The organism is Ruoffia sp. FAM 20857, assembly GCF_045528645.1.
Lineage (GTDB): Bacteria > Bacillota > Bacilli > Lactobacillales > Aerococcaceae > Ruoffia > Ruoffia halotolerans.
Window position 1 is genome coordinate 1 of the sequence record NZ_JBGQRB010000028.1, and the last position, 14278, is coordinate 14278.

The 14278-nt window shown below is 37.1% G+C and carries 11 protein-coding genes and 1 pseudogene; 5 read left to right on the top strand and 7 right to left on the bottom strand.

Annotation, left to right across the window (positions count from 1 at the left end; all coding sequences use genetic code 11):
• On the bottom strand, window positions 1-496 hold a 496-nt coding region (locus ACEN4N_RS07460; RefSeq protein WP_407093962.1), incomplete at its 3' end, for a helix-turn-helix domain-containing protein.
• A 311-nt stretch (window positions 497-807) separates the two neighbouring features.
• On the opposite strand from ACEN4N_RS07460, the pseudogene ACEN4N_RS07465 reads away from it, so the two are divergent.
• A pseudogene (locus ACEN4N_RS07465) lies at window positions 808-1086 on the top strand (anthrone oxygenase family protein); the annotation flags it as partial.
• A gap of 42 nt (window positions 1087-1128) precedes the next feature.
• On the opposite strand, the gene ACEN4N_RS07470 reads toward ACEN4N_RS07465, so the two are convergent.
• Window positions 1129-2541 (bottom strand): serine hydrolase, encoded by a 1413-nt coding sequence (locus ACEN4N_RS07470; RefSeq protein ID WP_407093963.1) that lies wholly within the window; start codon window positions 2539-2541, stop codon window positions 1129-1131.
• Between the two features lie 35 nt (window positions 2542-2576).
• Complete coding sequence (treR, locus tag ACEN4N_RS07475; RefSeq protein WP_407089852.1) at window positions 2577-3302, bottom strand: trehalose operon repressor; 726 nt, start codon at window positions 3300-3302, stop codon at window positions 2577-2579.
• A 283-nt stretch (window positions 3303-3585) separates the two neighbouring features.
• On the opposite strand from treR, the gene mnmE reads away from it, so the two are divergent.
• The 4 genes from mnmE to lepB all read left to right on the top strand — a co-directional run bounded on the left by mnmE (window position 3586) and on the right by lepB (window position 8075).
• Window positions 3586-4965 carry a tRNA uridine-5-carboxymethylaminomethyl(34) synthesis GTPase MnmE gene (gene mnmE / locus ACEN4N_RS07480; RefSeq protein ID WP_407093964.1) on the top strand — a complete coding sequence of 460 codons (1380 nt, stop codon included), beginning with the start codon at window positions 3586-3588 and terminating at the stop codon, window positions 4963-4965.
• 22 nt (window positions 4966-4987) lie between these two features.
• Complete coding sequence (locus ACEN4N_RS07485; protein ID WP_338486886.1) at window positions 4988-5476, top strand: 8-oxo-dGTP diphosphatase; 489 nt, start codon at window positions 4988-4990, stop codon at window positions 5474-5476.
• Between the two features lie 13 nt (window positions 5477-5489).
• Window positions 5490-7403: a tRNA uridine-5-carboxymethylaminomethyl(34) synthesis enzyme MnmG gene (gene mnmG, locus ACEN4N_RS07490; RefSeq protein ID WP_407089850.1), complete on the top strand. Its 1914-nt coding sequence runs from the start codon at window positions 5490-5492 to the stop codon at window positions 7401-7403.
• A gap of 144 nt (window positions 7404-7547) precedes the next feature.
• The gene (lepB, locus tag ACEN4N_RS07495; protein ID WP_407089848.1) at window positions 7548-8075 is read left to right on the top strand and encodes a signal peptidase I; all 528 of its coding nucleotides are present in this window, start codon (window positions 7548-7550) and stop codon (window positions 8073-8075) included.
• 81 nt (window positions 8076-8156) lie between these two features.
• On the opposite strand, the gene ACEN4N_RS07500 is transcribed toward lepB, so the two are convergent.
• The 4 genes from ACEN4N_RS07500 to ACEN4N_RS07515 form a co-directional block, all read right to left on the bottom strand.
• Complete coding sequence (locus ACEN4N_RS07500) at window positions 8157-9107, bottom strand: LysR family transcriptional regulator (protein ID WP_407093965.1); 951 nt, start codon at window positions 9105-9107, stop codon at window positions 8157-8159.
• Between the two features lie 272 nt (window positions 9108-9379).
• Window positions 9380-11182 carry an ABC transporter substrate-binding protein gene (locus tag ACEN4N_RS07505; protein ID WP_407093966.1) on the bottom strand — a complete coding sequence of 601 codons (1803 nt, stop codon included), beginning with the start codon at window positions 11180-11182 and terminating at the stop codon, window positions 9380-9382.
• 106 nt (window positions 11183-11288) lie between these two features.
• Window positions 11289-12740 (bottom strand): ABC transporter permease, encoded by a 1452-nt coding sequence (locus tag ACEN4N_RS07510; protein ID WP_407093967.1) that lies wholly within the window; start codon window positions 12738-12740, stop codon window positions 11289-11291.
• Window positions 12741-12764: 24 nt separating this feature from the next.
• Entirely contained in the window at window positions 12765-14165 is a 1401-nt protein-coding gene (locus ACEN4N_RS07515; RefSeq protein ID WP_407093968.1) for an ABC transporter permease, read from the bottom strand.
• Window positions 14166-14278 lie beyond the last annotated feature (113 nt).

Sequence of the window (14278 nt, forward strand, 5' to 3'; positions counted from 1 at the left end):
TTCTTGGTTTCAAACGATACATCATAGGTAAATCATGGGGCTTGATACACAGCGCATTTTGTCGAATGTAGCGATAGACGGTTTTGAAACAAGGCACTCTTTCCTTAGGATGTTTTAAAGCATAGGACATCACAAATGTTTTAATATTGTGAGTTCGCTTTTTTCCTTTGAAAACACCATTGTGGTGAGCTTTCTTTAATTTATACCAAAAGCGTCCAGAGTAAGCTTGCATACCTTTTGATTGACTGCGTTGTCTATTCTTTAAATAAGTGACTTCACCAAAGTCAGCTAGATACTTCTCGACTTTTTTACCTTGACTAATTTGGACGACGGTACCCCGTTTGATTTCACGTGAAATAGTTGATTTATTTCGGCCAAGCAAACGGGCAATCTCAGCTTGCTTTTTGTCTTCTTTTAGCCATTGTTCGATCAGTTCACGTTCCGTGAATTTCAAATGCCCTTTAGATTTCTTTGTGTTAAAATGAGTGTGTGACATGAAGATTCTCTCCTTATACTATGTTGTGGTGACTTAAGTATAACGAATCTTCATGTCTTTTTTTAGTGTTGCGTTTCATCTTACAACACACCGATGAAAGTCAAACAACAACCGGTTCAGAATCACTTTAACAGTGGGTAGTAGCAAATGAGGTCTAACATAACCGTTATTATGTTTACTCAATTTAACACAACGATCAATGGATTGTATTTTACTTTTTCTAATACTATTCTGCCTGTGTTAAAGCAGGAAGAGGATGCTCGTATTGGTATTCGAATAATGAATCGAATCAATAATTTAATACAGAACAGTCTGTTTTTCCTGTTGTTCTTTGGATCTCCTTTACTAGCGGTCGCATGGTTTTGATGAATATAAATTCTACCTTGTTTGGGCTGGGTAGTTTACTACATATTATCGGAAGCTTTTTAGAAACCATTGTGAAAAATGTTCCCTGGAACAATCGACTGAAGAATGAGGCGAATGAGACCAGTTGGCAAGAATTTGTTAGTGAGTGGACTCGCTGGAATACGATTCGAGCTATTATGGGTTTGCTAGCTTCAACAATTATTTTGCTTGAATTACTCTATTAAAAAAGTGGGTTTGGAAATTTTCCAAACCCACTTTTATTTGCATTAATTATGTGCTCTAAACCATTGATTCACTCGTAAGTTCATTACTTCTAGAAATTGATCAGCTTGATTAATATTATCGGAAAGAACGACTAAAGCGTACTGGGGCTGATTATTTTCATAATAGATTCCACTATCGTTAACTGCTTGCTCATAGCGACCAAATTTATTCGCCATCATCTCATTATTAACATATGACGTGAACAATTGGGCCGGACTTGTTTCAAACATTAAGTTAATCAAGTCACTGTAGGATTCATCTTGAGCAATTTTAATTAATACTTGCTCAGTAATATAAGCTGAACTTAGATTATTGTTTAAGAAGTCTTCTGGTTTCTCATCAATTCCAGCAAACGTTAAAATATCTTCGCGGAAATTACCGAATTCTTTATCGTACTCGGCTTTAAGTATATTCATTGCAGTATTATCTGAATGAGTGATTGCTTCTGTAATCAGTTCCTCTATCCTATAACTGTTTTCCAAAGGACCGTTTGTAATGTTTCCAGTCCCGGCTTCAAATAATGCTTCACTGTAATCAAGTTCACTATCTAATTGATACTCACCTGAGTTGATTAAATCAATATATAAGGCAGACAGTGGAACTTTCGTTATACTCGCTGCAGTAAATAATTCATTCTCGTTCAGATAGTAATGTTCCTCATTGTGGAAGTTATAATAAGCTAAACTAATTTCAGAAGAGTTGACGTTAAACTCAGTAAGTGTTTGGTCTATGACATCAGCCATATTTTTATAGGCGTCTAAGTCTAAAGGTTCAATTCCATTTTCGTCCATCAAATCAGTTTGATAGATGTCGTCAAATGTAAGCTCAGATTCTGAAGAACTTTCTGTCGATTCGTCTTCTTGGCTTTCATCTTGAGAACTGCTTTCAGATGATGCGATGCTTGATTCGGATTTTGATTCATTCGTCTCGTCTTCCTCGGTGCTTTCATCTTCAGAACTACTTTCAGATGATGCGACGATTGCTTCGGAATCAGATTCACTTGTCTCGTCCTCTTCTTGGCTTTCGCTCTCGGAACTGCTCACGGATATTTCGATACTTACTTCGTCTTCCTCCGTGCTTTCTTCGTCTGAACTATTTTCAGTAGAAGACTCACTTTCTTCACTACTTTGGCTTGGAACAACCGCAACACGATTACTTTGGTTGGTTGTATCTACATCTAGTGTCCTTTCCACGTCACTTTCACTCTCTTGCTCTGATTCATCCGTTTGAGAACTCGCTTCACTAGAGTTTGCAATCGTTTCTTCACTAGATTGATTGGGTTGAGACGACACTTCTTGAGTAGATGTTTTACTTGGCGCTTCTCCATTACTGTCGTAATTAAGGTATAAAATAAAAGTAAAGCCTATTACAATGAGGATAATTAGACCCCACTTCAAATTTTGATTATTTTGCATTCATTAACTCCTTTAAGCGATATTCATTCATTATATCACGGATTTATAAACCGATTATGACGCGGAGCGAACTCTTGAAAACGAAAGCGGTCAATTCGGTGACGTGAAATCGTATATTGAAAAAACGTCGCGTCCTTTAGAAATACTTGGCTCCTCACTGTGATTGTGTAGTCTTCTGGTTTAATTTTTAAGTATTTAATATCTAAATCATCGGCGGGTTCACCGATAAATTCTTTCGATGCGAAGCCGATTTCTAGACCAAGATCGCCTTCAAAGTATTGATAGATGGAATCTTCTGCTACTTGGTTTGGTATTTCAGACACGATACTTTGACGAATATAATCTTCATCGATAATCACGACTTCGCCAGCAATTGAGCGTGTTCGAATTAAGTGAATAAACTTCTCTTTGGAATTCATTTTTACATCATTTAATATAAAATCTGGAACAGGAATAATATCATTTTTAATAACTTGTGTCGTACTGGCGAGATTATTTTCCTCACTTAATTCTTTATAACTCACTAAACCACTAATTGGCAAAGCGAAACGTCGATAATCTAAAACAATGGACCCGTGTCCTTGTTTTTTAAAGATAAATCCATTATCTGATAACATCCGTTGCGCTTTACGAATCGTCTCACGAGAAACATTATACTCTGTTGCGAGTGAAGTTTCACCTGGAAGTAAAGACCCCACTGGATAAATGTTTTCTTTTATTTTGTTTTCAATATCTAGGTATATATATTCAAACTTATTCATAAAACTCACCTCTTCTTTAATCAACCCTATTCTATCACGCTACTGATAGGAAGGTAAATGATATTCAGGTGCGAGTAGGGGGGCAATACAAAAAAGTTAAAATTTCTCACCCCAACCTATCAAAACTATTTGCAATATTCAAATGAATCTTGTATAATGCTAAAGAAATTGAATGTAGTAGCAGTCAAAGTGCTTACGAACCGTATATCAACATGGAGAAATCATGCATATAGGGGGAGTTTAGGCATTTTTTTTGTGAGCAAAATTAGAAAGGAGTCATTCAATGTATACAACAGATACCATTGCAGCTATTGCTACAGCACTGGGAGAAAGTGCGATTGGCATTGTGAGATTGAGTGGAGATGAAGCAATTGAGATTGCGAGTAAAATCTTCAAAGGTAAGAACTTAAATAACGTCGATTCGCATACAATTAACTATGGCCATATCATTGACCCTGAAACAGGAAAAGTCATTGATGAGGTGATGGTGAGTGTATTGAAGGCACCAAGATCTTATACAACGGAAGATAGTGTTGAAATCAACTCACATGGTGGGATTATGGCCATTCAAAGAGTACTTGAAGTAGTCTTAGCGAATGGTGCGAGATTGGCTGAGCCAGGAGAATTTTCGAAGCGTGCATTTTTAAATGGTCGTATTGACTTATCACAGGCAGAAGCAGTGATGGATTTAATCCAAGCGAAGACGGATAAAGCGATGGATGCGTCAATGAACCAATTACAAGGAAGTCTTTCAACTAAAATACGTTCATTACGTCAGGAAATGTTAGACACACTCGCACAAGTGGAAGTAACAATTGACTATCCAGAATACGATGATGTCGAAGAGATGTCATTGAAGCAACTGAATGAAACAGCCGTACATGTGAAGGAACAAATACAAAAAATCTTACATCAAGCGCAACACGGCCGTTTATTCCGTGATGGAATTAATACTGCGATTATCGGACGTCCAAACGTTGGTAAATCAAGTTTATTAAACCGATTAACCGGTTTAGAAAAGGCAATTGTAACTGATATTGAAGGAACAACGCGTGATACGATTGAAGAATACGTTAACGTTCGTGGTGTACCACTTCGACTTATCGATACAGCTGGAATTCGCCAAACTGATGAAGTCGTTGAACGAATTGGTGTAGAGCGTAGTCGTAAAGTTATGGAAGAAGCAGATTTAGTGATTCTAATCTTAAACCAAGCGCAAGCCTTACAAGAAGTAGACATTGAACTCCTAGAATTAACTAAGGATCAAAATCGTATTATTTTATTAAATAAACAAGATTTAGAGCCTAAATTAACTCACGCTGACTTAGAACCTTACATTCAAGATGCTGATTTAATCGCAACATCGATGCTTGAAGAATCTGGGATTGATGAGTTAGAAACTCAAATTGAACAAAGATTCTTTAGTGGTGAAATCAAGTCTGGTGACGTGAACTACTTACTGAACACACGACATACACAATTACTACGCCAAGCAATTAGCTCACTGGATGAAGTCCTTGAGTCAACTGAGATGATGTTGCCTGTTGATTTAATTCAGATGGACTTTACACGTGCTTGGGATTTACTTGGTGAGATTACCGGAGATTCTGTCCAAGACGAACTATTAAATAAATTATTCAGCCAATTCTGTTTAGGTAAGTAAAGGTAGAGAGGACGACAAAATCATGACAAAACTATCAACTATTTGTTATCTTGATAATGGATCAGAGATTTTACTGCTACATCGTAATAAAAAGCCGAATGACATTCATGAAGGAAAATGGATTAGTGTCGGTGGTAAATTTGAAGCAGGTGAAACACCTGAAGAATGCGCCATCCGTGAAATTAAAGAAGAGACAGGCTTAACAGCTACTAAACTGGATTTAAGAGGATTTATTACGTTTCCAGATTTCAAACATGATGGTGAAGATTGGTATAGTTTTGTCTATGTCGTGACTGAGTTCGAAGGTGAACTGTTTGAAGAATGCGATGAAGGAACACTGGAATGGGTTCCTTATGACCAAGTCATGGCAAAACCGACTTGGGAAGGGGATTACATTTACTTAGATTGGTTAGTGAAACAGACACCCTATTTCTCAGCAAAATTTACTTATGATACAAATGGCGAATTAACCGAACATACCGTTGAATTTAAAGAAGAGAAGAAAGACTAGAAAGGAGTTATTTATGCAAATATATGAAGCAGGACAATATGATGTTATTGTTGTTGGAGCAGGACATGCTGGATCAGAAGCTGCTTTAGCAGCAGCCCGTATGGGATCAAAAACACTTTTATTAACATTAAGCTTAGAAATGATTGCGTTTATGCCGTGTAATCCATCCATTGGTGGGCCAGCTAAAGGGGTAGTTGTTCGAGAAATCGACGCACTTGGTGGCGAAATGGGACGTAATATCGATAGAAACTACATTCAAATGCGTTTATTAAATACAAGTAAAGGCCCAGCAGTACAAGCTTTACGTGCCCAAGCAGATAAAGAAACCTATGCAAAAAACATGCGTCAAGTTCTTGAAGAAGAAGAAAACCTAACACTTAAACAAGGAATGGTTGAAGAATTATATGTCGAAGATGGCCAAGTAAAAGGTGTTATTACAAACTCAGGTGCTAAGTACTTAGCTGACGCTGTTGTATTAACAGCTGGAACATCTTCACGTGGTAAAATTATTATTGGTGATTTAGATTATTCATCTGGGCCAAATAATACATTACCTTCGATCAAATTATCTGAGAACTTACTGGAATTAGGTGTTGAATTAGCTAGATTCAAAACAGGAACACCACCAAGAATTCACGCTGATTCAGTAACGTTTGATGATACAGTTGAACAACCAGGTGATACAATGCCGAATCATTTCTCATTTTTAACTCCCGACGAAGACTTTAAAGAAGAAAGTGTTTCGTGTTGGTTAACGCATACGAATGCTCAAACACACGAAATTATTCAAGCAAACCTACACCGTGCACCAATGTTTAGTGGAACGGTAGAAGGTGTTGGTGCTCGATATTGTCCATCTATCGAAGATAAAATCGTTCGATTCAGTGACAAACCACGTCACCAAATATTCATTGAACCAGAAGGCGCAAACACGAAAGAAATGTACGTTCAAGGCCTTTCAACATCCTTGCCAGAGGAAGTTCAAGTTGAGATGTTACGTACGGTAAAAGGTATGGAAAATGCGAAATTGATGCGTCCAGGCTATGCGATTGAATATGATGTCGTTATACCGCATCAATTAGACTTATCACTTGAAGTAAAATCATTACCTGGTTTATTTACTGCAGGTCAAATGAACGGAACAAGTGGTTATGAAGAAGCAGCAGGTCAAGGAATTATGGCTGGTATTAACGCAGCACGTAAAGTCCAAGGAAAAGACCCACTCATCTTAAAACGTAACGAAGCTTATATCGGCGTGATGATTGATGACTTAGTAACAAAAGGGACAACAGAGCCATACCGTTTACTTACGTCACGTGCGGAATATCGATTATTATTACGTCATGATAATGCTGATATGCGTTTAACTGAGATTGGACACGAGATTGGTTTAGTATCTGAAGACCATTATGAAGCTTTCAAAACAAAACAAGCACTCGTTGATCAAGAGTTAGAACGCCTAAGCAAAATCCGCCTAACACCACATACAGAAGGTTTAGTTGATTTATTCGAACGCGTTGGATCAGCCTTATTAAAAGATGGTATCTTAGCAAGCGACTTATTAAAACGACCAGAAATTCGTTACTTTGACTTAGTGACATTAATTCCTCGCGAAGAAGGACCATTGAACCGTCAAGTCGGTGAACAAGTTGAAATTCAAATTAAATACGAAGGTTATATTAATAAAGCTGTTCGAAAAGTAGAAAAAATGAGTGCTATGGAAGAAAAACAAATTCCAGAAGACATTGATTGGGATGCAATTGGGAACCTAGCAAATGAAGCAAGAGAACGATTAAAACTAATCAATCCAAGCACTTTAGGACAAGCAAGTCGTGTGAGTGGGGTAAACCCAGCAGATATTGCGATCCTTTCTGTTTATATCCAACAAGGTAAAATTAAACGTGTTGGCGAACCAACAGCATCATAACATTATAAATGGAGGCGACACACTGATGATTCAGCGTGCCGCCTCCATATTTTTTAAGAAATCTTTAGCTTTAGGCCCAAAGGTTGTTAAGTATTTATATGGGATGTATAATATTCTTATTATGTTATTTGCTAGGAGATTATCATGAACAGTATTAAACGTTTTTTTAAAGAGAATGGCTTATTTTTATTACTCATCGTTGGAATGGTTTTACTAAGATTATTTGTGTTTACACCCTTTGAAGTCGATGGACCTTCGATGAATTATACTTTAGCACACGGTGATCAATTATTCGGTGCGAATATCTTCAATGTGGATCGATTTGATATCGTGATACTTGATTCGCCGACTGAGGAAGGAAAGCAATACATTAAACGTGTGATTGGCTTACCTGGAGATACAATTTCATCTCAAGATGATGTGATTTATATTAACGACGAACCATTATCAGAAACTTACTTATCGGAAGAAACTCTTCAGAATAATACGAACACCATTGATTTTGCTCCATTAACAATTCCTGAAGGGGAATACTTTGTTATGGGAGATAACCGAAATCATTCATTCGATAGTACAGAGTTTGGACCGATTCCTGAAGAATCAATTAATGCTGAAATATTATTCAGATTTTGGCCATTAGATACTTTTGGAACCGTCGATGAAACTGATTAAGTAGAAATAACCACCTTCACTAGACGTGTTTAAACCGTTTAATGGAGGTGGTTAATTTGTGTGAATGGTTAGTTTAACCGATTAAATTGTATAATTATCTGGTGAATGAACACTTTCCAAGTTTTTAACACGTTTACATAGTATTTGATCAGCTATCTTCAAATAATTTTGCGCATTCGTTGACAATTCCTGATTTTTCGGAGCAATCCAGCAAATATGGTGACTTTCCGAGCTTTCTAAAGGAATTGACGTAACATAATCATCAGTAATGCGGTTTGTCATAATGCCCGAACCTGTTAAATAAGCATTTGACCCCGTAATGATATTAATTGCACTCATCCGGTCACTTACAACAACCTTCTGATCATTTGCTTGAACTTCTAAGGGATGTTCAGTTAAGAAGTCGTTTTGATGCTCTGTTTGTTCGAATGTGATCGCAGGATAATCCATTAAGTCCTTATATTTTATACTTTCAAATTCAGTTAAAGGATGGTCTTTTCGAATAAAGACATGAGGCTGGAATTCCCACATCACATGGAATTGTAGATTTTCTTGTTCGAATAAGCGAGTTAACATTCGGCGGTTAAATTCACTTAAGTATACGAAGCCAATTTCACTAACATTTTGCGAAACATTTTTAATGACTGAATAGGTATCTACTTCAAAGAAGCGATAGACAAAGCGTTCACCTGGATGTTTATTAATAAATTTGCTGAAAGCTTCTGATGCGAAGTCATAATGCTGACTTGAGACAGAAAAGAATTGACGTTCCGACTCATTATTAACAAACAAATCGCGCATGACATCAAGTTGGCTTAAGACTTGTCGAGCTTGAGTTATAAATTCATGCCCTTCATGTGTTGTGGTCATTCCGCTACTTGAACGGGTAAATAATTGTTGACCGACTTCAGCCTCGAGTTCTTTAAGTGAGACTGATATGGTTGAAGGGGATACAAATAACAACTCAGATGCGCGGTTAATCGATCCGGTTTTTTCAATATGGTCTAAATACTTTAATTGCTGTATATTCAAATACATCCGTTCCTTTCTGAAACTATAGAGATGCTCTCTAAGTTGGATTTGGATACGATATTTAAATATACCGTAATAAATCTTTCAATGTTAATTATCATACCGCAATTTGTTGTAAATGTTAATTGACTATATAAAATTTTAATGAAAAACTTGAGAAAAACTGTAAACCCGCATTCGGTTCTAAAACGATTCCGAGATAACTACGAAATTATTCTACAGAAAAAGCCCTCAACCATCCTATTTACAAGGTAGTTGAGGGCTTAAACATTTTATTCAGTAGCTGAATTTAAGTAATTGTTTCTAAACTCTTCTACTTTTGCTTGGTCGGCGACTAAAGTATTCCCAGTTTCAACAAGTGGCGATAATGTTGAGTAAGCTGGTAATTTTAATCCTTGGTAAGCAGCATTAATTTCTTCTTGGTTGATAGCATAAAGAACTGATTTTCTTAAGTCAGCACTGTCTGATACCGGGCGGCCGGGTGTATTGACGTTGAATAACATATAAGTTACCGCATTACTTGGAATTGATTGGAGTGCTAAACTTGACTCGTTCTCAACAATTGGGTAATCAACTTCACCTAAACCATAGTACAGATCAACTTCGTTCGAGCGTAAGGCAGATAAAGCACTACTTGAATCAGCGATAAAGCGGACTGTGACTTGCTCAATGTTTGCATCTGCATCTGTATCAGGACGGTATGCTGGGTTTTTAACAAAGTTTGCTTGGTAATCATTTTTATCAACCATGATGTAAGGACCACTTGTCCATAGATGGTTATCATAAGAGCCACCTTCAGTGACAGCACGTTGGTCTCCATAAGCGATGTCTGAGTTTACATCATAAGACTCGATATCATAAGTATTTATTGCTTCAACTTGTTGTTCTGACACGATACCTGCTGATTGGTGACCTAAGTAATTTAATCCTTGTGGAAATGGTTGTGTTGTTGTTAATTTAACGACTTGATAATTACCATTTGCATTATCGACCTCATCTTCAGAAGCAACAACAGCTGAGATAGGTGTTTCTAAACCATCTTCTAAAGCTTCTTTTATAGATGAGTCACTCCCAGAAAGTGTCGCTTCTTCTAATTCAGTTACATCTTCCACAATTGAAACTTCGTCAATATGCTCATGTAAACTATACGTACGATGATCAGGAACTGAATTAGGGTCTTTTGCACGGTTGAGTGAGTAAATAACATCTTCAGCCGATACTAAATCACCAGTATCAACTGCTGCACCGTCTTCGATTTTAGCAAAGTTAATATCATCACGTAAGATGAAGTAATACTCTGAGTTTCCGTCTGCAATCGCATGATTATAACTTAATGAATTCTCTGAAGTAATTTGGTCATCATCCGTTAGGTTGATTAAACGTACATACATATTCGTATTCAATTGGTTTATACTTCCGTCGTTCCCTTTAATTGGGTCTAATGAAGTCAATTGTGATGAGGTTTGTGTTAAAAGTAATGGACGTTCAGCATGTTGACTGTCATCAACATAAGAAACGGGTTCCCAAGCAAAGGCTCTTGATTTAGACAAACGAATAGAATCTGGGTTTAATACTTCTTGATTAAAGGCTTGCGCTTTTAATGATGTATATAATGGCACGATATACGCATTTTCAGTAACTAATTGATTCTCGAATTCAGTATACGTATTCACATATTCATCCGGTGTTTCCGTTGCTGCTTGTTCAATTAGCTCATCCACTTCCGGGTTACTCATAATACTGTTGTCACCATCTGTAATAAATAGTGAACGAACGGCATAATCAGGATTCCCTGTTACAGTTGTCCAGCTTGAGATAGCTAAGTCATAATTTCCTGCTTCTTTTTGAGCATTAAAACTTGCATAATCCGGCTGCAAACTTGTCTCAACTTGGAAGCCAGCGCGAGTTAATTGGTCACGGACAATATTAACATCTTGTTCGGATGCTGATTGAGCTAAGATAGTAATGGGAATAGCTTCTTGAGCATTGGCAGTTTGTACAGTAGTTGCGACGGGAGCGACTACTCCCACTAATACTAAGGCTGTTAAAAATAATTTGTTTAAAATTTTATTCATAAAAAATCTCCTTTTATTTTGCTTTGAATGTTTACGGCACTTACAACAATCTTCATCTGTGTTCATCGATACAGCTCACCAACTTTCTTCATAAAATGCTTACGTGTCATTGAGTCATCTTAGGATCTAAAGCATCACGTAAGCCGTCTCCTAAGAAGTTAAATGATAAAACTAAGGCAATAATAGCCAAACCTGGATAGATAGCTAAGTAAGGTTGTGTTTCTAGATAATCACTTCCGATACGTAAGATGTTACCCCACTCAGGAATATGACTTTCAACCCCTAAACCTAAATAACTTAAACTACTTGTTGAAATAACTGCCGTCGCGACAGTAAGCGATGAGCGAATAATCATCGGGGCACTCGCATTAGGAATAATATGTTTTAAAATGATTTTTACATCACTAACCCCAACAGCGTGGGCAGCTTCAACGTATTCTAATTGCTTCACTTGAAGTACGTTGGCCCGCATTGTTCTGGCGTAACCAGGAATGCCACCAATACTCAAAGCGAGAATTAAGTTTTGTGTTGATGTACCAAAAGCCGTCACAATCGTAATTGCCAATAAAATACCGGGAATAGCGTACAATACATCCAAGGAACGCATAATTGTTTGGTCAACACGGTGTGAGTAATAACCTGAGACTGCACCCAGGAAACCACCAATAAGTAGAGGCGCTAAAGTAGCTAGGACCCCAACTAGTAAAGAAATCCGACCGCCAAAGACCATGCGTGAAAAGACATCGCGCCCGAAATTATCAGTTCCTAAAGGGTACGTCATACTTGGTGCTTGTAAAATCGCCGTATAATTATTTTCTACGGCGTAACTATACTCAAAGGTTAAGTAACTTGTAATCGCCGTCGCAAATATAAAGGTAATAATATAAAGCCCAAAGATTGCGACTTCATGACGAGAAATGTTTGAAAAGACACTACGTCGGCGCACATTTGCTTGATTATGATGTTCACGCCAAATTAACCAAGCAGCAATCAGTCCTAATAAATTTCCACTGAATGAAGTGACTACAAGTAAACCGATAACAATATATAACTGAGTTTTGGATACATTTTTCAAATGAGCACTAAATAGAGCAAGTCCCCAATGAAAGAGTAAACTGACGCCCAATAGGAATAAACCGATAGTAAACGCCGGGCTCATAGTAGGTTTGAAAAAGTTTAAACTCGTTGTCGCAATAATCGTTAAATCAACGAGTACTGTGAAGATTAAATATATTTGATACGACATGAGTTTACGTAATATTAAGAACATCCCCGTTATAAAGTTAAATGGATTCCCTAATAAGACGGATAACATAAGGACAAAACCCCATACGCGGTGCACAGGGTGAACTTTTCCATTGTTTTGAATGTGTCTGGCAATAAAGAAGTTTATGAAGCTGAGTATCAGGTGAATAAGGGCGAAGCCGATAGTCACTAAACTCCAATCTGTTCCTTGTCTTAAATATGTAAATAAAATGACCGCTAATGAGAAGACAATCGAAAATGTCGAAGCAAAACGTAAATAGCGTTTTGCTACCAGTGAATAAGATTGAACCAAAGCCAAACTCCTTTCTATCTAAGTTTAATTTTTTAACGTTGTTCGAATTCGTGGATCAATAAGTGCATACAGTAGGTCAACGACTAAATTGACTAAAGAGACAATAATCGCGATATAGATAACCCCGCCTAAAACAGCTGGAATATCCGGCACAAATTGTTTCTCTACAATATAACTACCAACCCCATTAATATTAAAAACTTGTTCGGTGACTGCTGATCCACCTAACATCCCACCAAATTGCAGACCAATCACTGTAATAACTGGAATCAGCGCATTAGGAATAATGTGACGCCAAATGATGCGCCAATTCGACATTCCTTTTGATCTGGCTGTTAGAAGGTAATCTTCATGAATCACTTCTAAAGTCGAAGCCCGGGTCATTCGTGCAACAGAAGCAGCTAAGCTTGTTCCTAAGACAATCGCAGGCATCAGCAGTGACCACAGATTGTCCGGATTAAAGGTTGCAGGCAACCAACGGTTACGAATTGAAAAGTTTAAGATAAAGATTAAACCTAACCAGAATGTTGGAATCGATAGACCAATTAAAGCAATGAACATAAAGAACTGGTCAAATAAAGAATTCACTTTCACCGCCGAATAAATACCTGCAGGGATTGCTATAACTAAAGAAATAGCTAGAGAGAAGAAAGTGACTTGCAGTGTAATAGGGAAACGGCGTAGCAATGCGTCTATAACCAATTCATTCCCTACATAAGTATATCCAAGATCAAATGTAACTATACCTTTTAGCGTTCTAAAGAGCTGTACCCAATAGGAATCATCTAAACCATGAAGCACATTGAAGTTCTGAATTTGTTCAGGGGTAGCTTGTACACCTAAGATGTTTTGAGCAGGGTCCGATGGTGAAAAATGCAATAACGTAAATACAATCCAAGTTACACCAAAGATAACGAAGACCATCAAGAATAACCTTTCAACAATGTACCTTAAGATTGGCATACGATAGACAATCATTAAAATATACATGGGCCAAGCTAGAATAATACTCGTTATAAACCCAACAGGTGTTACAATCCAGTCCGCGAAAATATCAGAAAGATGAATCCTCTCTGACATATCATTGTTTTCAATAACTAATGATTGAACATAATGATTTAACCGTTGATTAACTCGTTTTTCAGTCTGTTCAGCGCTAATACTTTGCTTGAAGTAGGCTTGTTTATTCTGTTCTTCTTTTATTAGTTTTTGTTTTAACACTGTTTTTTCATCATCAGAGATTCGTTCAGCAACTGGTTGAGATTTATATTTTGTGAAGTGTATGAGTTGAATCACGAAGAATATAATATGTAAGGGTAAACCAAGTACCCAAAGAGCTATTTTATAAGTCCATTGACGTTGCATTTGTTGATAGATTAAAGACCATCCTTTAGTTAAGGAACTGTTTTGTTGAATGTGTTCCAAAAATCTCACCTCCTAAGTAAAAATTAACTTATCGAATACATGAATAAATTTTACCCATGAATTCATACTCAGTTATTATAACGTTTCCACCTCAAAACGAGGCATGCGGATTT

Bases quoted from the DNA above. Each gene is read 5' to 3' on its own strand.
- ACEN4N_RS07470 (WP_407093963.1), bottom strand. From the start codon at position 2,541: ATGCAAAATAATCAAAATTTGAAGTGGGGTCTAATTATCCTCATTGTA.
- treR (WP_407089852.1), bottom strand. From the start codon at position 3,302: ATGAATAAGTTTGAATATATATACCTAGATATTGAAAACAAAATAAAA.
- mnmE (WP_407093964.1), top strand. From the start codon at position 3,586: ATGTATACAACAGATACCATTGCAGCTATTGCTACAGCACTGGGAGAA.
- ACEN4N_RS07485 (WP_338486886.1), top strand. From the start codon at position 4,988: ATGACAAAACTATCAACTATTTGTTATCTTGATAATGGATCAGAGATT.
- mnmG (WP_407089850.1), top strand. From the start codon at position 5,490: ATGCAAATATATGAAGCAGGACAATATGATGTTATTGTTGTTGGAGCA.
- lepB (WP_407089848.1), top strand. From the start codon at position 7,548: ATGAACAGTATTAAACGTTTTTTTAAAGAGAATGGCTTATTTTTATTA.
- ACEN4N_RS07505 (WP_407093966.1), bottom strand. From the start codon at position 11,182: ATGAATAAAATTTTAAACAAATTATTTTTAACAGCCTTAGTATTAGTG.